Origin of the sequence: Actinoplanes sp. CA-131856 (assembly GCF_050956135.1) — a bacterium.
In the GTDB taxonomy this organism is placed as follows: domain Bacteria; phylum Actinomycetota; class Actinomycetes; order Mycobacteriales; family Micromonosporaceae; genus Actinoplanes.
The window spans coordinates 10,048,318-10,065,222 of the sequence record NZ_CP191849.1 but is presented as its reverse complement, the minus strand read 5'-3'; the positions used below and the strand labels follow the sequence as shown (position 1 = coordinate 10,065,222).

The following is a 16,905-nucleotide window of genomic DNA, read 5'->3' as shown; positions in this document are numbered from 1 at the left end:
ACCCCGGACCGGTTCTTCGCTCTGATGCTGCTTCTGGAACCGAGGGAGGGCGCGACGACGCAGGACCTCGCGTCGGCGCTCGGGGTCTCCCTGCGAACCGTCACCCGGGACCTGAACTGGCTCCGCGATGCCGGTCTGCCGGTGACCGCGCACCGGGGCCGTCTCGGACGAGTGACCATGCTGCCCGGGTCCGGGCTCGACCTCACGCGGCTCACCCCTGGCGAGCGTGATCATCTCTCGCTCATCGGGCTGGATGAGAAGCAACGCGCGGAGCTCGACGCATCGGCCGAGAGCCGGCGCGCGCTCGCCAAGATCGCCGATAGGCGGTCGCGTCGCGGTCAGGAGCTCCTGCCGCTCACCGAAGTGGTGCACGTGGACAGCCGTCCCTGGCTCCAGACGCCGGCGTCCGGCCCGACTCCGGCTTCTCTGATCGGCTCGGTGCGGCGAGGTCGCCGGCTGCGGATCGAGTACGACAGCTCCCGCGAGTCATGCCCCCGCGACCTGGTCGTGGATCCCTACGGCCTGGTCGCCAAGGCCGGCGTCTGGTATCTCGTCGCCGACTGTGCCGGCGTGCCCCGGATGTACCGACTCGAACGGATCACGACCTGGAGGGAAGTCGATCAGCCGCGGCGGATCCGCGGGAACCAGACCCTCGCCACGGTCGCCGCGGCGCTCGTTGATCAGTGGGCACACGACCACGCGATAGAGGTCAGCGCCACCATCGATCAGTCCCAGATGGAGCGGGCGCGACGGATTTTCGGCCCACGACTCGTCCGGGACGGCCAGGAAGAATCCGCCACCGGGCACAAGGTGACAATTCGCTTCCTTCGGCTGGAGGACGTGCGCGCATTGCTGCCGTTCGGGAACGCCGTCACCGTGCACGCCCCCAGCGGCGTCAGGGCTCATCTCCGTGCCCTCGCCGCCGACCTGGCCCATCACTATGCGCCCTGAGTTCTGAGGTCAGCGTTTGCGGACCTTGTGCAGGCGGAACGGGCGGGTCACCTCGACCCGGGCCGGGGTCTCTCGGGGCGGGGCCGCGCCCGAGTCCTTGGGCAGGTCGGGGCGGCTGATCGGGGTCTGGTCGGGTGTCGGCGTCAGCCGTACGACCGCGCAGCCCGTCTCGGCCCATCGGGCCACCACCTGCTCGGCCGTGCCGGACGCGTTCAGCCTCTTGACCGCCAGCTGGGGAGCCACCGTCTCCCACTCCTCGCTGCCCGGCGCCAGCCTCGCCACCGTCGCCTCGGTGACCAGGATCAGGCCTCCGTTGTCGCCGCGCAGCCGCACGGTTGCCGTCGCCGCCTCGGCCAGCCCGGGCGCGAACTGCTCGCCGGGGCCGCTGACCACGATCAGCGTGCCCTCCAGCGGCATGCACCACAGGGCCAGCGCCGGCCCGTCCCCCACGGAGATCCAGGCCAGCGCCGCCTTCTTCAGTGCCTCGTCCAGCAGCGGTGAAGTCACCGCGTCATCGTAGTGCCGGTTCTCCGGCCCGGGCGTGGTCGACGAGGCCGACGATCTCGGTGAGCGAGCGGACGGTGCGGCCCGCGAAGTTCGTGTCGGCGTCGAAGGTGAGGTGGTTGGCCAGGTCGGGGGCGGCCAGGCGGACGGGTGTCATGCCGACCGCGGCGGCGCCGGTCAGTTCGTGGCTTCCGCCGTCGCCCACGTACAGGCATTCGCCGGGCGGGACGCCGATCTCGTCGCATGCGGCCAGGTAGATCTGCGGGTCGGGTTTGCAGACGCCCAGGCGTACGGAGAAGATCGTCGCGTCCAGCAGGGGCGCCACCGGGAGGCTGGGCAGGAACGCCGGCAGCTCGTGGGTGCAGTCGCTGATCACCGCCGTGGACAGGCCCCGGCGCTTGATCGCGGTGAGGGCGCTGACCGCGTCCTCACGCAGCCGGGTGTCCGCCTTGAGCGCGTCGATCCGGGCCGGCACCCCGGCCCGCACCTGGTCGGTGAGGGGGCGGCCCCCGGCCTGCTCGATGACCCACCGTAGGGTGGCTTCCGCGGAGCCGTACCGGCCGCGGGCGCGAGCCCGGAACGTCCGGTCCAGCACACCGCGGACCGCTTCCGGATCGGCGCCGAGGGCCCGGGCGATCTCGGCGTGCTGGGGTCCGCGCTGGACCGAGCGGGTGAGTGTGCCGAAAAAGTCGAACACGACCGCACGGTATGCGGGCATGGTGAATCAGCCTCCGAGGCATCAGGGGTTCAAAGGGGTCATGCGAAACCTCGGTGACTGTAACGACAGCGTCACTCTCAGTTCAATAGGCGTCGATGAACTGTGGTCTACCAGTCCGCAAGAAGCGACGGCCGGGGATGAATAAGCCCTCATCGCGCGTGAACGGGTCGGTTGCCGCGCTGGTCGTGGCCGTCCTCGCGGTCTCCTCCTCGGCGCCGCTGATCGCCTTCGCGGCCGCTCCGGCCCTGGCCATCGCCTTTTGGCGCAACTTCCTGGCGACGGTCGCTCTGACACCTATCACGTACGGCCCCAGGCGATCCGAGATCAGGGGCGCCTCCCGCCGCGCGGTGCTCTTCGGCGTGCTGGCCGGGGTGGCGCTGGCCGCCCACTTCGCCACGTGGATGCCGAGCGTCCAGCTGGGCTCGGTGGCCACGGCGACGGCGCTGGTGGCCACGCAGCCGGTCTGGCAGGGCCTGATCGCGCTGGCGCAGGGCCGCCGCCCGTCGATGGCCGGCTGGGCGGGCATCGTGCTGGCCGTGGCCGGCGCCGCCTGGGCCACGGGCGCCGACGTCGGCGTGTCCGGCCAGGCGGTCCTGGCCGACGTCCTGGCCCTGTTCGGTGCGATATTCGCCGCCGTCTACACCGCGCTCGGCGAGCAGGCCCGGGCCACGTTGAGCACGACCACGTACACGTGGATCTGCTACGGCGTCTGCGCCGTACTGCTCCTGATCGTCTGTCTCGTCTCCGGCATTCAGCTCGGCGGCTACGACGCGCACACCTGGGCCGCGATCCTCGCGCTGGTCGCCGGCGCCCAGCTGCTGGGCCACTCGATGTTCAACTACGCGTTGCAGCGCACGTCGGCCACCACCGTCAGCGTCCTGATCCTGCTCGAGGTGCCCGGGGCCGCCCTGCTCGCCTGGCTCTGGCTCGGTCAGGCGCCGCGCCCGGCCGCCCTGCCGGGCCTGGCCCTGCTCCTGCTCGGCGTCGTCGTGGTCATCCTCGGCGCCACCCGGTCCAACCGGCCCACGGTCGACCCCGTGCTGACCGACTGACATTCCCCGATTGCGCGGTTCGCGGCTTTCGTTCGTTGAGCCCTGCGGGTCTCGCCTGGCGGGCAGTGCCGGGCCGGGGTAGAGAGGGGGAATGCGATGTACCGCGCTCGATTCCTGGTCGGACTGGCGGCGGCTCTCGGAGCGGTCCTCGTGATCGCCGGATGCGGCGAGCAGCCGGAGGACGAGCCGGCCGACCGGCCGGGCCTGACCGGCGGCTGGAGCACGGCCGGTTGCGAGTTCCACCGCCGGGCCGAGCACCTGCCGATGGCCGGCCTGCTGATGCCGGCCACCCCGGCCGAGCTGGAGGCCGCCATGGACCGCGTCGACCGCGGCGGGCGCACCGAGTTCGCCGACAGCTACGCCGGGCTCGAGGTCGACCAGGAGAAAGTGCGGGCGATCGTCTACCGCGTGCCGTCGGCGGCCTTCGACCAGTTCATCCGCCGGGCCGCCGAGAACGCCTGCGTCGTCGTCCGCGACGCCGGCCATTCGGCGACCGACCTCGCGTTCTGGCACGACCGCGTGCTGGCCGACATCCAGTTCTGGACCCACCGGGGCATCCGCCTGGTCTCCATCGGCGCCCGCCACGACGGCGCCGGCGTCGAGATCGGCACCCGCGATCTCGACCGGGCCCGCCTCGAGCTGCCGGCCCGCTACGGCGCCCGGGCCCCGCTCCTGTTCATCGAGGAGGGACCGGTCCGCCCGTTGCCGCACGGCTGAGAGTGCGCCACGACGGGGGTGATGTTTGCTCTGGGTGAATGGACGGGGCAGGATCGCCGCAGGGTCATCGGCGCGGAGCGTGAGGGCCGCGCGGGATAGCCGGTTTCGGATGTCTGGTGAGATGGGGATCGACGTGGAAGCGACGGAACCGGAAGAGGCGCCGGTCACGCTGCGCCTGGACGGCAAGGTTGCCCTGGTCACGGGGGCCGGCAGTCCGGATGGGATCGGCTATGCGACGGCACGGCGGCTCCGGGATCTCGGGGCCCGGCTGGCCATCGTGTCGACCACGCGGCGTATTCATGAGCGTGCGGCCGAACTCGGAGTGACCGGGTTCGTGGCCGATCTGACCGACGAGGCCGAGGTGGGCGCGCTCGCCGACGCGATCACCGACCAGCTCGGCGACGTCGAGGTGCTGGTGAACAACGCCGGCCTGGCCAGCCGGGCCAGTCCCGAGGTGCTGCGGCCGGTGGCGCAGCTGACGTACGACGAGTGGAAGTCCGAGATCGACCGGAACCTCAGCACGGCGTTCCTGTGCAGCCGCGCCTTCCAGGGCGGCATGGCCGAGCGGGGCTGGGGGCGGATCGTGAACCTGGCGGCGACGGCCGGGCCGGTCAACGCGCTGCCGACCGAGGCGGCGTACGCGGCGGCCAAGGCCGGGGTGGTCGGCCTGACCCGGGCGCTGGCGATGGAGCTGGTGGCCGACGGGGTGAACGTCAACTGCGTGGCGCCGGGGACGATCTACACGGCGGCGTCCACGGTCACCGAGATCAAGCAGGGCCTGGGTACGCCGATCGGGCGGCCGGGCACACCGGACGAGGTGGCGGCGGCGATCGCCTTCCTGTGCTCGCCGGCCGCGAGCTACATCACCGGGCAGATGCTCGTGGTGGACGGCGGCAACAGCGTGCGCGAGGCCGAGTTCCGCTGACCGTGTGCGTGGTCTTTGTGCGCGAGCACGCGCGCACAAAGACCAGCGCGGGTCACGGCGAGGTCGTGGCCGAGCTGCCCACGGCGATCACCACGATGATCACGTAGCCGATGCAGACCAGCAGGCCCAGGGCGGTGAAGATGTAGCCCAGCCACAGTCCGGCGGTGGCGAGGCCTTCGCCCTGCTCACCGGTCTGCCGGATCTGCTTCTTGGCGATGTGCCCCAGCACGATCGCGGCCGGCGAGAAGACGAACGCGAACACGAGAGCCAGGATCGCCATCGTGTTGGTGCTGGTCACCGGCTGGTACGGCGCGCCGTAGCCGGGCTGGGCGCCGTACGGCTGACCGTAGCCGGGCTGTCCGCTGTACGGCTGGCCGCTGGACGGCTGGGCGCCGTAGGGCTGGCCGCTGGACGGCTGAGAGCCGTACGGCTGCCCGCTGGTCGGGTCGTATGGCTGCTGCCCGTAGGGCTGCTGCGGCTGGTATGGATCCGGTGTGCCACCGGGGGGATAGGTCATCAGGTCCTCCTCGTTCCCCGGCACGGTACTAGCCGGGGTACAGGGGAGAACACGGTAGGTGACCTATTTGAGCTTGGTGAGCTGCCCGACCGCCCGCTCGACGGCGAGACAGCGGTCCTCCACGTAGTCGATGCCGGCCTCCTCGGCGATGCGCCGGGCCTCGGCCGAGGCGATGCCGCTCTGCAGCCACACCGCCGGCGCCTTGATCGCGACCGCCTGGCGCACCACGTCGACCGCGTCGTACGAGGGCCGGAAGACGTCGACCAGGTCGACCGGCTCGTCGATGTCGGCCAGGCTGCGGAACGCCTTCACCCCGAAGATCTCGTCGGCGTACGGGTTGACCGGGATGATCCGCCAACCGTGACGTTGCATCTGCAGCGGCACCGAGTGCGAGGGCTTCCACGGATCGCGCGAGGCGCCGACCACCGCGATGACGTTGGCCCCGGCCAGGATCTCTTGTGCGCTCCTCATGCCCTCGACTGTAGTTCGATCACAGCAGAGTCAACTGCTGCGGCCGTACGTCCTCCTCGACCGCCCGGGCCTCGGCCGGAGTGGCCCGGTGCAGGCCGTGACGGCGGGCCGCCATGCGCACCCGGGCCACCACCTCCTGCTGGTAGGACTGCGGAGAGTACGAGCCGTTGCCGTAAAGCTCCCGGTAGCGCGGAGCGAGCTCGGGATGGGTGCGGGTCAGCCACGACGCATACCACTCACGGGCGCCGGGCCGAAGGTGCAGGGGGAGCGGCGTGACGCTGGTGGCCCCGGCGGCCGCGATGGCGGCGACGGTCTCGTCGATCGACTCGTCGCTGTCGGTGAGGCCGGGCAGGATGGGCGCCATCAGCACGCCGATCGCGAAGCCGGCGTCGGTGAGTCGCCGGACCGCGTCGAGCCGCCGCCGCGGGCTCGGCGTGCCCGACTCGACAGCGCGCCAGGCCCGCTCGTCGACGAAGCCGACCGAGAAGGAGAGCCCGACCCGGGTGACCTCGGCCGCCTGTTTCAGCAGGTCGAGGTCGCGCAGGATGAGCGTGCCCTTGGTCAGGATGGAGAACGGGTTGGCGTGGTCGCGCAGCGCGGCCAGGATCTGCGGCATCAACCGGTAGCGGCCCTCGGCCCGCTGGTAGACGTCGACGTTGGTGCCCATCGCGATCGGGGCGCCGGACCAGCGGGGCGCGGCCAGCTCGCGGCGGATCAGCTCGCCCGCGTTCACCTTCACCACGATCTTGGAGTCGAAGTCGTGCCCGGTGTCGAGGTCGAGATAGCTGTGCGTGTGCCGGGCGAAGCAGTTGTGGCTGACCACGCCGTCGGCGATGAAGTCGCTCGTGCCGGTCGTGATGTCGAACAGCGGCAGCGTGAGGCCGAGGTCTTCGATGTCGACGACGGCGAGCTGGCGCCCGGCCCGCACGCCGACCCCGGAGGCGTCCAGCGGCGCGCCCTCGGCCCCGGTGAGGTGGCGGAAGCGCAGAGCGGCCCAGAGGTCACGGTCGAGCTCGACGACGCCGTTGCCCCGCACCGGGCCGCGGTTGGGCAGGCCGAGCTGGGTCAGCGCCTCGGTCACCCGGCTCAGGAACTGGCGGTCGGCGCTGCTGAACGAGATGGCCAGCCGGTCGGCGCGGCCCACCGAGCCGAACGCCCCGGCCAGGAAGCCCCGGCGCCACCCGTCGGTGGGCATCTCGGGCCAGCGCAGCGCCTCGTGCAGCGGAACGTCCTCGAGGTAGCGCTCGGCGCGATCCCGGGCCCGGTCGAGGCCGGCGGCGTCACCGCGGACCAGCCCGCACAGGAAGCCGGCCTGATAGTCGGGCGTCTCCTTGGGCGGCTCGGCGAAGTGGCCGACGCCGAACATCAGGTCGCCGATGGCCAGTGCGGGCTGGTGGGCCTCGGCCGGGCTGACATGCCGCCAGCCGCGGGCGGTGAGGAAGCGGTGGTCGCCGCTGGCGACCAGCCGGGTGCCGTCGGCCAGGGTGACCCGGAAGGACGGTTTCGTGGTCGACCAGTGGTCGAGGACGGTGGTTGGCACATAGCGCCGGCAGGCGCCGGCGCCCATGGTGCCCATGATGGCGTCGCCCCGGCGCAGCTCGGACAGCGGGCGGCTGGTGCCGTCGGCCATCAGGACGGGCGTGTCGCCGGACAGGCAGTAGGAGCAGGCGTGCGAGCACCCGCGGTAGGGGTTGACGGTCCACTCGAACGGCACCCGCGAGGCGCCCGGCACCCGGTTGATCAGGCTTTTCGCCTGGATCTCGTAGAACGTCATGCCGGCGAAGCCGGGGGTGTCGAACGTGCGGACGGTGGCGCCGGGCAGCGCCAGCGGCAGGGGTGGAGCCGCCGGCGCTGCCCTGTCCAGGAGCGAGCCGCCGTCGGTTGTCACCGACAGGTTGGACCATCGCATGGCGGATATTCGAACACGCGTTCGATCCGCCTGTCCAGTCGAACACGCGTACCAACGAAAAACCCGCCGGCCCTTGACGGGCGGCGGGCTTTCGAGGTGTCTACGTGATCAGTGGCTGTGCGCGGCGAGCTGCTGGCGCACCTCGTCCATGTCCAGCTTCTCGACCTGCTCGATCAGGTTCTCGAGAGCCGACTCGGGGAGCGCCCCGGGCTGCGAGAAGACGATGACGCCGTCGCGGACGGCCATGATCGTCGGGATCGAGCGGATGTCGAACTTGGCGGCGAGCGCCTGCTCGGCCTCGGTGTCGACCTTGCCGAAGGTGATGTTCTCGTGCTTCTCCGAGGACCGCTCATAGGTCGGAGCGAAGCGGACACACGGCCCGCACCAGCTAGCCCAGAAGTCGACCAGGACGATTCCGTCCTTGCCGGTCACCTCGTCGAAGTTCTCAGCGGTCAGCGCAACCGTCGCCATGATGTCTCCGTCCACGGGAAATTGGCTTTCGTGCGGTGAAACCCATCCGTCCCACTCGCCATTCCCGCCCCGGGGGCGGATGACACGTGGTCTACAGCACGAATTCGGGACACGGGGTGGGCCGTAGGCCACCCATCGTAACGATAGGTGAGGGGAACGCTCCGGTTAACTAAGCAACTCGTGACGTCCCATTTGTCACAGGTCTGGGAGATCTTTGTCGCCCACGGTAATAGGCAACAAACCTAAATGTGAGCTGGGTCACACCTGAGGATCCTTCACACAGATACGGACGGTAAGGCAGACTTGCCGCACAAAGCGTGGACGGCGGGTGCCGGGGAGGGCCCCGCCGTTCATTGCGTCCCGGGTCTGATCGGTACCGTGACCGCCCATGATGATCGGTGAGGACGAGTCCGCCGAAGTGGGCGTCGGCCCGTGGCCCGGCGAGTGGCCCACCGACGAGCGTTACGACCCGGAGCTGCTGGCCAACGGCGATCGCCGCAACGTGGTCGACCGCTACCGCTACTGGCGCCGCGAGGCCGTGGTCGACGATCTGGACACCCGCCGGCACGGCTTCCATGTGGCGATCGAGAACTGGCAGCACGACTTCAACATCGGCACCGTGGTGCGCAACGCGAACGCCTTCCTCGCGGCCGAGGTGCACATCGTCGGGTTACGACGGTGGAACCGTCGCGGCGCTATGGTCACCGATCGTTATCAGCACGTGCGGCACCACCCGACGATCGAGGAGTTCGCCGGCTGGGCGGCCGCGGCGGATCTGCCGGTGATCGGGATCGACAACCTGCCGGGCTCACGGCCGATGGAGACCACCACTCTGCCGCGGCGCTGTGTGCTGCTGTTCGGCCAGGAGGGGCCGGGCCTCTCGGAGACGGCGCGGGCTGCGTGCTCGGAGCTCTTCTCGATTGCCCAGTACGGCTCCACGCGCTCCATCAACGCCGGGGTGGCCAGTGGCATCGCGATGCACGCCTGGGTTCGCGCGCACGCGGGACCCCCGCCCGGGTGAATCTCGCTGATACGTCCGGGTTCTGCGGATCCGCTTGACGAGGGACCGCGCGGGCCGCACGGTAGTGGATGTGGGTGTCACAGTGAGTTGCCCCAGGTGTGGTGCACAGGTGCGGAAGCCGGACCTGATGCACAGCGACTGGCGCTGTGACAACTGCGGCGACGTGCCGCCCTTCCATGTGGCCGAGCACATCAACGCCGACATCGTCGACAGCATGCTGCGCCGGCAGAGCTCCTCGCCCGAGAAGGTGCCGTTCTGGTGCCCGTGGCCGCTGCCGGCCGGGTGGATGGTCACCGGGGCCGGCTGGGCGGGCGACGATCGCCGGGGCGTGCGGGCCACCGCGATCGCCTGCAGCGGCCCCGAGCCGCTGGCCGGCGGGCCGGCCGACGTCATGCTCATCGCCGAGCAGCCGGGCGTCGGGCTGGGCACCAGATTCGCCGGCATTCCGGGCATCGACCCGGGATATCTGATCGCCGAGGCGCTGGCCGATCCGAGTGGCCATCCTGGACCTCACGCCAAGATCAAGGCGGCCGGACACCCCACTCCACTGTGGTGCGTCAAGTCCCCGGAGGATCGAAGCGCGTACGTGAGTGAGGCGAAAGGAATGTGGCTCTATGCGGTAGCGTGGCCCGCAAGCGCGGGCTACTTCCTCGCGGAGCACGTCGTGCTGCACGATCTCTCCGAGGGGGTGCCGTCCGAGCTCGTGTACGGAGCGCCGTCACCGTGTCTGCACGGGAAAGCCTGAAACTTGGGCCCTGACCTGCGGAGACGGTATCGGCTTTTCGGCCACATTGTTCACACCGAGCGACGAAGCTGATACCGTCAGTACTGCCGCGGCGCTGACCGTCACCCGCACCCACAGGAGAAGGCTCGCCATGATCAAGAAGGTTCTGACCTGGCTTGGTATCGCGTTCTTGATCTTTTTCATCGCCTTCAACCCGAACTCGGCCGCATCGGTCTTCGAGTCACTCGGAGGCACGATCGCCGATATTGCCCGGGGCTTCGGCACGTTCTTCACGAACCTCGTCGCTTAGCATCACCACATGGGTGGTCCTGCTGAGCCGCATGAGCCTAGACGCGAGGGTGCAGGCCGCCCTCCCGAGGACGACGACGACTACGGGTACAACGACGAGGCGTACGACGACGTCTCCGCCTACGCCCGGCGGGGCCGCGCCTCGGACGGTCCTGGTTACTCACCCGACGCCGGCTATTCGCCCAGCGCCGGCTACGCCTCCGACGGCGACCTTGGCGACGAGTACGAGCCGCCCGTCATCACCGAGGACGAACTCGCGGGCCTCGGTCCCGAGGGCGGCGGCGGTCCACGTAGGGTGCTGCCCCTCGAGGATGAACCGACCACACTGGTCGCCCGCTACCTCTTCCCCACCGAGCGCTACCGCGGTGAGTGGAAGAGACATTGGATCAGCCTCACCGGCCCGCTCGGCATCGGCGCCGGCGCGACCCTCGCGCTGGGCTACCTGGCCGGCTTCCTGACCCGGCAGAACGTCACCGGACTGGTGACCGTGGCCGTCCTGATCTGGCTCGGCGTGATCAGCTGGGTCGCCTGGAAGGTCTTCGACTGGTACTTCGACCGGTTCATCCTGACCAACAAGCGGGTCATGGTCGTCAACGGCATCGTCACCCGCCGGGTGGCCATGATGCCCCTGTTGCGGGTCACCGACATGAAATACGAGCAGTCGGCCCTCGGCCGTATGCTCAGCTACGGCACCTTCGTTCTCGAGTCGGCCGGCCAGGACCAGGCGTTGCGCGAGGTCAAATATCTGCCCAACCCGAACGAGCTCTACCTGCGGGTGGTCGAGGAGATGTACGAGCCGCAGGCCGTCGAGGCCCGTCTCGGCAAGGACAGCGAAGGCGACGACGCCTAGCCGTGGTGTGTGACGTACGGATCGGGCTGTCGGGAGGCAGCCCGCAACCAGCGGCCGGTAGCGTTCTCAGGTGACCCGAATCGATCTGCACTGCCATTCGACCGCCAGCGACGGCACTCTGACACCCGCTGAGCTGGTCCGGGCGGGCGCGGAGGCCGGTCTCGACGTCATGGCGATCACCGACCACGACACCACGGGCGGATGGGAGGCGGCCGCCGCCGCCCGGCCCGAGGGGCTGCAACTGGTGCGAGGGGCCGAGCTGTCCTGTCGCTGGCACGGCGCCGAGCCGCCCATCGCGCTGCACATGCTGGCCTATCTCTTCGACCCGGACGAGCCGCGGCTCGCGGGCGACCTGGCCCGGCTGCGCACCGACCGGGAGCAGCGCGCCGAGAAGATCGTGAACCGGCTGGCGGCCGACGGGGTGCCGATCACCTGGGAAGAGGTGCACGGCTACGCGGCCGGCGGCTCGGTCGGCCGGCCGCACATCGCCCAGGCGCTGATCCGGGCCGGGCTCGTCCGGACGACGACCGAGGCGTTCCATTCACAGTGGCTGGGCGCGCGTTACTTCGTACCCAAATCAGACCTTGATGTCTTCGAGGCCGTGAGGGCCGTGCGGGCGGCTGGTGGGGTGACCGTTTTCGCTCATCCGCGGGCCACGGTGCGCGGGCGTGTCGTGCCGGACCGGTTGATCGTCGAGCTGGCCGAGGCCGGGCTGTTCGGGCTGGAAGCCGATCACGAGGACCATTCGCCGGAGGAACGGGCGCACGTGCGGGCCCTCGCCGAGAGTCTCGGACTGGTGGTGACCGGATCGTCGGACTTCCACGGAACCCACAAGACGGTGCGGCTGGGCGCGTTCCTGACGGCTCCCTCGGCGTACGAGAAAATCGTCTCCGCCGCCACGGGCGTAGCTGTCCTGGGGTGACGCTGGACGCACCGAACTGCGGGCCGAGGGCCTGGCCACCTACCTTGTTCGGGTGAATCTCAAGTTCCTCGGCGAGGTCTTCGTGACCCTCTTGGTGATCGTCGACCCTCCCGGCATGGTGCCGGTCTTCCTCGCGCTGACCGGAACGATGTCGGCCCGGGACAGAGTGCGGGCCGGCTCGCAGGCCGTGCTGCTCGCGCTGGGCGTCATCGTCGGGTTCGCGGTGGCCGGGCAGACCCTGCTCGACTATCTCCACGTTCAGCTGCCGGCCCTGCAGGGCGCCGGCGGCCTGCTGCTCGTGCTGGTGGCGTTGCAGCTGCTCACCGGCAAGACGGACGAGCCCGCCGAGCAGGGCGGCACCAGCAACGTGGCGCTCGTGCCGCTCGGCACGCCGCTGCTGGCCGGACCGGGCGCGATCGTCGCGACCATGCTGTTCGTGCAGCGTGCCGAGGGTTTCGACGAATACCTGGTGATCGCGATCGGCATCCTGCTCGTCATGATCACGGTCTGGGTGGTCCTGCGTTTCTCCGGCGTGATCGTCAAGCTGCTGCGCCCGGCCGGCATCGAGGTGCTGACCCGCATCGCCGGCCTGCTGCTGGCCGCCATCGCGGTGCAGCTGATCGCGGACGCGGTGGCGGCCTTCGTGGAGATGTACGCGGCGGCCTTCTGACCGCGTTTCTGTCGTACCCGCCTGGCAGGATTGCACGGTGCCTCCCACCAGATCCCGCGCCGGCGTCCCCGAACAGCTCGGCTTCGACGGCATGCCCGAGCGGCTCTTCGTGTGCACGCCGAGCAAGCTGGGCGCCTTCACCGACTGCCCCCGCCGGTACAAATACGCCTACGTCGAGCGCCCGGCCCCGCCCAAGGGTCCACCGTGGGCGCACAACTCGCTGGGCGCGAGCGTCCACACGGCGCTGAAGAACTGGTACGGCCTTCCGGTCGATCGGCGCGAGCTGGGCGTTCTGCCCAAGCTGCTGAAAAGCACGTGGGTACGCGAGGGCTACCGCGACACCGATCAGGAGCGCGCGGCTTACCGGGCGGCATTGGGCTGGCTGGAGACGTACGTGTCCGGACTCGACCCGGAGGACGAGCCGCTGGGCGTCGAGCGGACGGTGGCCGCGAAAACGGCGGTGCTGGCCCTGAACGGCCGGGCCGACCGCATCGACTCGCGCCCCGGCCCGAACGGCCCCGAGGCGGTGATCGTCGACTACAAGACCGGCCGCACGGGCACGGACGCCGACGACGCGCGGGGTTCGATGGCCCTGGCCCTTTACGCGTACGCGGCGCAGCGCGTCTTCCGCCGCCCGAGCTACCGGGTGGAGCTGCACCACCTGCCGACGGGGACGGTGTCCGCCCACGAGCACACCGAGGAGTCCTTGGCCCGCCAGGTCCGCCGAGCCGAGGAGACGGCCCGCGACATCATGGCGGCCGAGCGGGCAGTGGCCGACGGCGCCGACCCGGACGCCGAGTTCCCCACGAACCCGGGCCCGCTGTGCGGGTGGTGCGACTTCCGCAAGATCTGCCCGGCCGGCGCGGAGACCCCGGCCAAGGAGCCTTGGGCGGCGGTGTCCCACTTGACCCCATGAGCCGTTCCGTCCATGCCCTTCCGCGCCGGATTCCCCGCGTCGCCTCCACCTGGTTCGCGCCGCGCCGCCTCCGCGTGTTCCGCGCGGCGTCGTCTCCACCTGGTCCGCGCCGCGCCGCCTCTGCGTGTTCCGCGCGGCGTCGCCTCCACCTGGTCCGCGTGGCGCCACCTCTGCGTGTTCCGCGCGGCGTCGCCTCCACCTGGTCCGCGCGCAGCCGTCTTCTCCTGGTCCGCGTGGCGTCGTTTCCTCCTCGTCCGCGCCGTGCCCTCTTGCGTCCCTTGCTCGCGTTGAGTGCGGAGGGATCGGGGTGTCGGGTGCGGGGCGGGGTCAGGCGGCGGTCGGTTGGGCTCGGGCCAGGGCGGCCTGGCGCATGGAGCTGTCGCGGTATCGGCGGGGCAGGGTGGCCAGGATCGTGGCGAGCAGCAGGCGCAGGCCTCGGATCGAGAGGTCGGCCGTCACGTCGGTGGTGGGCCAGCCCAGGCCGCCGTACATGCGGCGGGCCCACGGCGGGAGCAGGGCCACGGCGGTGCCGGCGATGCCCAGGTACGCCCACCGGGTCGGGCCCAGAGTGAGGCCCAGGCGTAACGCTCGGGGGCCCCACGTCGGCGGAACCGGTGGGACGGTCAGGAACAGGGCGGTCTCGGCGCTGTCGCGGGTCATGCCCAACTCGGGACGGACGGCCTCGTAGTAGGCGGCCACCTCGGCCGCAGTCGACGGCACGGTGGCCGGGTCGAGGCCGACCAGCTCGGCCGCCTTGAGCTGCTCGGTGTAGTAGCGGTCGACCTCGTCGGAGGTCAGCCGCAGGCCGGCCCGGGTGGCGGTGGTCAGGAACGACTCGACCTCGGTGACGTGGACCCAGCGGAGCAGGTCGGGCTCGTCGATGCGGAAGGTCTCGCCATTGCGGGGGTCCACGGCCGTCATCCGGGAGTGCAGGCGGCGCAGGCGGCTGGAGGCCCGCTCGACCTCGTCGGTGCTGCCGTAGATCACGGTGGCGACATAGGCCGAGGTGCGGGACAGACGGCCCCACGGGTCGGCGCGATATCCGGAGTTCTGCGCGACGCCGGCCACGGCCCGCGGGTGCAGCGCCTGCAGATAGAGGGAGCGGAGTCCGCCGAGCATGAGGATCGGTTCGCGGTGCAGCTTCCAGGTGACCGAATCCGGTCCGAACAGCCCGACGTCGCTCATGCCCTAAAGATTGCCACGCGAACGGCCGAAAGTTGAACCTGTTCAGATAACGGAATTCACGCCTCGTCGTCGCGGCGTTGCTGGCAGGCCGGGCAGAGACCCCAGAACGTCACCTCGGCCTCGTCAAGCTGGAAGCCGTGGCTGGTGGCGGGGGTGAGGCAGGGACGCTCGTCGACCACGCAGTCGACGTCGGCGATCTCGCCGCAGCCCCGGCAGACGATGTGGTGGTGGTTGTCGCCCACCCGGGCTTCGTACCGGGCCGGGCTGCCGGCCGGCTCCAGGCGCCGGGCCAGGCCGGCCCGCGAGAGGGCGCCGAGCACGTCGTAGATGGCCTGGGTCGAGACGGAGTCGAGGCGTACCCGGGCCCGCTTGGCGATTTCCTCGACCTCGAGATGGCCGCCGTCGGTGAGGATGTCCAGCACGGCGAGGCGTGGTTTGGTGACACGCAACCCGTGGTCACGTAGCAGGTCTTCACCGTTCGGCATCGGTCAATGACAGCACGGATCGGTTGAATCCCCAACCATTGTGCGCGGGAATACCCGCGCCGAGGTGAACCGAGGACCGACGATGGGCGTAAGCGGACACGAGGACGTTTGCGCCGTCAGATACTTCTAAGCTGTCGGCCGACCAGTTCGATGAGGAGGCGTCGTGTTCGACCAGATCAACGGCCTGCCGGTGCATGCGCTCGTGTTGCATGCCGCGGTGGTGTTCGTTCCGCTGCTGGCCCTCGGGGCCATCGTGTACGCGCTCGTGCCACGGTGGCGTCCGAAGCTGGGCTGGGCGGTGGCGCTGCTGGCGGTGGCGGCGCCGGTCTCGACGTTCGTGGCCAAGGAGTCGGGCGAGGAGCTCTACAACCGCCTGGTCGGCCAGGGCCTGAGCGGCCCCGGAAAGGTGATCCTGGACGACCACATGGGCTATGGAACGCGTACGTTCTGGTTCGCGCTGGCCTTGGGCGTCGCCAGCCTCGTGCTGGTCGCCCTCACGTGGCGCCGCACCGACCGCCTGCCCTTGATCGGCGAGGCCGCCGGCGCGGTGGTGCTGATCATCCTGGCCGTGGTCTCCGGTTACTACGTCTACAAGACGGGCGACTCGGGCGCGACCGCCGTATGGGGCACCTACTAGCCCGAACAGCACTCGAAAGCGCCGGCGCGGAGGCCCAGGGCCCCCGCGCCGGCGCTTTCGTTGTTCGCGGCCAGGGAGGTGGCTCAGAGACGCCGCCTGGGCCGGGCGCCAGCAGGCCAGAGCGTGGCCGGGCCGGAGCCGGGCAGGGCCGGGCCGGGCCGGGCCGGGCCGGAGCGTGGCCGGGCCCGAGTGTGGCGAGGGTCAGAAGATGGCGCGGGCGTAGACCGTGGCCGGGTCAGAGCGTCGCTGGGCCCGTGTGTGGCTGGGCCCGTGCGTGGCTGGGCCGAGCGCGGCGGGTCCCGAGCGCGGCGAGGGCCAGAAGACGGCGCGGGCGCAGAGCGTGGCTGGGGCGGAGTGTGGCGGGGGTCAGAAGATGGCGCGGGCGCAGAGCAAGCACATGAGGATCAGGGCGATGGCGCCCGCCACCAGGCCGACGCCGTAGGTCACCGTGCGGGCCGAGCCCTCGGACTCGTCCAGGGCGTCCATGTCCTGGCCGGGCATGCTGCGCGGAGGCGGCGGCTGGGAGATCGTGGGCGGCCGCCAGTGCGGGGACGGCGGGGCCGGGTTGGGCGGGCCGGGATAGGTTGCCTCCGGCTTCGGCTCGGGCCCGGTGGACTCGGGGGCCGGGCCGGGCACGGGAGAGTCAGGATCCGGTCGCTGCCAGTAGGAGTCGTCCGGGACGCCGGTGGGGCTGCTCACGTTCACCGACGGTACAGCCGAAGGGGGAAGACTTCCGCAGCGGCGCGGGCCTACCCTCTTAGACGTGGACATCCTGGATGAGCCCGAGCGCGACTTGGACGGCGAACGCGAGGTCGACTTCGAGTCCGAGGAGGCACCTCTCCTCCCCGAGCAGACCCGCGACGACACCGAGCGTGGCTGGGGCGAACGCTCCTCTGACAACGACGAGCGCCTGCTTGAGGACCGCCCGCCCCACTGGTGAGACCGTCTGTT

22 protein-coding genes are annotated in these 16,905 nt (G+C 70.6%); 13 read left to right on the top strand and 9 right to left on the bottom strand.

Annotated features, from left to right (window positions below; genetic code table 11):
* Positions 1 to 24: 24 nt before the first annotated feature.
* A complete protein-coding gene (locus ACQP2X_RS46340; RefSeq protein ID WP_498692548.1) occupies positions 25 to 951 on the top strand; it encodes a helix-turn-helix transcriptional regulator in 927 nt (308 codons plus the stop codon).
* A 9-nt stretch (positions 952 to 960) separates the two neighbouring features.
* On the opposite strand, the gene ACQP2X_RS46335 is transcribed toward ACQP2X_RS46340, so the two are convergent.
* Positions 961 to 1,458: a hypothetical protein gene (locus ACQP2X_RS46335; RefSeq protein WP_498692547.1), complete on the bottom strand. Its 498-nt coding sequence runs from the start codon at positions 1,456 to 1,458 to the stop codon at positions 961 to 963.
* A gap of 4 nt (positions 1,459 to 1,462) precedes the next feature.
* Positions 1,463 to 2,173, bottom strand: a complete 711-nt coding sequence (locus ACQP2X_RS46330) for an HAD family hydrolase (protein WP_498692546.1) — start codon at positions 2,171 to 2,173, stop codon at positions 1,463 to 1,465.
* Positions 2,174 to 2,310: 137 nt separating this feature from the next.
* Here ACQP2X_RS46330 and ACQP2X_RS46325 point away from each other — a divergent pair, with 137 nt between their 5' ends.
* From ACQP2X_RS46325 to ACQP2X_RS46315, 3 genes are all read left to right on the top strand, one after another.
* The gene (locus ACQP2X_RS46325; protein ID WP_498692545.1) at positions 2,311 to 3,225 is read left to right on the top strand and encodes a DMT family transporter; all 915 of its coding nucleotides are present in this window, start codon (positions 2,311 to 2,313) and stop codon (positions 3,223 to 3,225) included.
* Between the two features lie 96 nt (positions 3,226 to 3,321).
* The gene (locus ACQP2X_RS46320) at positions 3,322 to 3,942 is read left to right on the top strand and encodes a hypothetical protein (protein ID WP_498692544.1); all 621 of its coding nucleotides are present in this window, start codon (positions 3,322 to 3,324) and stop codon (positions 3,940 to 3,942) included.
* Positions 3,943 to 4,051: 109 nt separating this feature from the next.
* On the top strand, positions 4,052 to 4,867 hold the full coding sequence (locus ACQP2X_RS46315; protein ID WP_498692543.1) for an SDR family NAD(P)-dependent oxidoreductase: 816 nt from the start codon (positions 4,052 to 4,054) through the stop codon (positions 4,865 to 4,867).
* Positions 4,868 to 4,919: 52 nt separating this feature from the next.
* On the opposite strand, the gene ACQP2X_RS46310 is transcribed toward ACQP2X_RS46315, so the two are convergent.
* The 4 genes from ACQP2X_RS46310 to trxA all read right to left on the bottom strand — a co-directional run bounded on the left by ACQP2X_RS46310 (position 4,920) and on the right by trxA (position 8,235).
* Positions 4,920 to 5,384, bottom strand: coding sequence for a DUF4190 domain-containing protein (locus tag ACQP2X_RS46310; RefSeq protein ID WP_498692542.1), 465 nt, complete (start codon positions 5,382 to 5,384; stop codon positions 4,920 to 4,922).
* 63 nt (positions 5,385 to 5,447) lie between these two features.
* A complete protein-coding gene (locus ACQP2X_RS46305) occupies positions 5,448 to 5,855 on the bottom strand; it encodes a CoA-binding protein (RefSeq protein WP_498692541.1) in 408 nt (135 codons plus the stop codon).
* Between the two features lie 19 nt (positions 5,856 to 5,874).
* The gene (locus tag ACQP2X_RS46300; RefSeq protein WP_498692539.1) at positions 5,875 to 7,764 is read right to left on the bottom strand and encodes an intein-containing Rv2578c family radical SAM protein; all 1,890 of its coding nucleotides are present in this window, start codon (positions 7,762 to 7,764) and stop codon (positions 5,875 to 5,877) included.
* A 108-nt stretch (positions 7,765 to 7,872) separates the two neighbouring features.
* Positions 7,873 to 8,235 (bottom strand): thioredoxin, encoded by a 363-nt coding sequence (trxA, locus tag ACQP2X_RS46295; protein ID WP_097318692.1) that lies wholly within the window; start codon positions 8,233 to 8,235, stop codon positions 7,873 to 7,875.
* Between the two features lie 388 nt (positions 8,236 to 8,623).
* On the opposite strand from trxA, the gene ACQP2X_RS46290 reads away from it, so the two are divergent.
* The 7 genes from ACQP2X_RS46290 (at position 8,624) to ACQP2X_RS46260 (ending at position 13,647) form a co-directional block, all read left to right on the top strand.
* Positions 8,624 to 9,256: a TrmH family RNA methyltransferase gene (locus ACQP2X_RS46290; RefSeq protein WP_498692538.1), complete on the top strand. Its 633-nt coding sequence runs from the start codon at positions 8,624 to 8,626 to the stop codon at positions 9,254 to 9,256.
* A gap of 109 nt (positions 9,257 to 9,365) precedes the next feature.
* The gene (locus ACQP2X_RS46285; protein ID WP_498692537.1) at positions 9,366 to 10,001 is read left to right on the top strand and encodes a DUF6758 family protein; all 636 of its coding nucleotides are present in this window, start codon (positions 9,366 to 9,368) and stop codon (positions 9,999 to 10,001) included.
* A gap of 130 nt (positions 10,002 to 10,131) precedes the next feature.
* A complete protein-coding gene (locus tag ACQP2X_RS46280) occupies positions 10,132 to 10,290 on the top strand; it encodes a hypothetical protein (RefSeq protein WP_166661190.1) in 159 nt (52 codons plus the stop codon).
* 9 nt (positions 10,291 to 10,299) lie between these two features.
* Positions 10,300 to 11,139 (top strand): PH domain-containing protein, encoded by an 840-nt coding sequence (locus ACQP2X_RS46275; protein WP_498655605.1) that lies wholly within the window; start codon positions 10,300 to 10,302, stop codon positions 11,137 to 11,139.
* A gap of 70 nt (positions 11,140 to 11,209) precedes the next feature.
* Complete coding sequence (locus tag ACQP2X_RS46270; protein WP_498692536.1) at positions 11,210 to 12,061, top strand: PHP domain-containing protein; 852 nt, start codon at positions 11,210 to 11,212, stop codon at positions 12,059 to 12,061.
* A gap of 52 nt (positions 12,062 to 12,113) precedes the next feature.
* Positions 12,114 to 12,731, top strand: coding sequence for a MarC family protein (locus tag ACQP2X_RS46265; RefSeq protein WP_498692535.1), 618 nt, complete (start codon positions 12,114 to 12,116; stop codon positions 12,729 to 12,731).
* Positions 12,732 to 12,822: 91 nt separating this feature from the next.
* Positions 12,823 to 13,647, top strand: a complete 825-nt coding sequence (locus ACQP2X_RS46260; protein WP_498701271.1) for a RecB family exonuclease — start codon at positions 12,823 to 12,825, stop codon at positions 13,645 to 13,647.
* Positions 13,648 to 13,974: 327 nt separating this feature from the next.
* Here the strand turns inward: ACQP2X_RS46260 and ACQP2X_RS46255 are convergent, their stop codons facing one another.
* The gene (locus ACQP2X_RS46255) at positions 13,975 to 14,832 is read right to left on the bottom strand and encodes an oxygenase MpaB family protein (RefSeq protein ID WP_498692534.1); all 858 of its coding nucleotides are present in this window, start codon (positions 14,830 to 14,832) and stop codon (positions 13,975 to 13,977) included.
* Between the two features lie 56 nt (positions 14,833 to 14,888).
* A complete protein-coding gene (locus ACQP2X_RS46250) occupies positions 14,889 to 15,317 on the bottom strand; it encodes a Fur family transcriptional regulator (protein ID WP_498692532.1) in 429 nt (142 codons plus the stop codon).
* Between the two features lie 163 nt (positions 15,318 to 15,480).
* Here ACQP2X_RS46250 and ACQP2X_RS46245 point away from each other — a divergent pair, with 163 nt between their 5' ends.
* The gene (locus tag ACQP2X_RS46245) at positions 15,481 to 15,954 is read left to right on the top strand and encodes a DUF2231 domain-containing protein (RefSeq protein WP_498692531.1); all 474 of its coding nucleotides are present in this window, start codon (positions 15,481 to 15,483) and stop codon (positions 15,952 to 15,954) included.
* Positions 15,955 to 16,320: 366 nt separating this feature from the next.
* On the opposite strand, the gene ACQP2X_RS46240 is transcribed toward ACQP2X_RS46245, so the two are convergent.
* Positions 16,321 to 16,653 carry a translation initiation factor 2 gene (locus ACQP2X_RS46240; protein ID WP_498692529.1) on the bottom strand — a complete coding sequence of 111 codons (333 nt, stop codon included), beginning with the start codon at positions 16,651 to 16,653 and terminating at the stop codon, positions 16,321 to 16,323.
* 64 nt (positions 16,654 to 16,717) lie between these two features.
* Between ACQP2X_RS46240 and ACQP2X_RS46235 the strand changes: the two genes are divergently transcribed.
* Positions 16,718 to 16,894, top strand: coding sequence for a hypothetical protein (locus tag ACQP2X_RS46235; protein WP_498692527.1), 177 nt, complete (start codon positions 16,718 to 16,720; stop codon positions 16,892 to 16,894).
* The last annotated feature ends 11 nt before the right edge of the window (positions 16,895 to 16,905 follow it).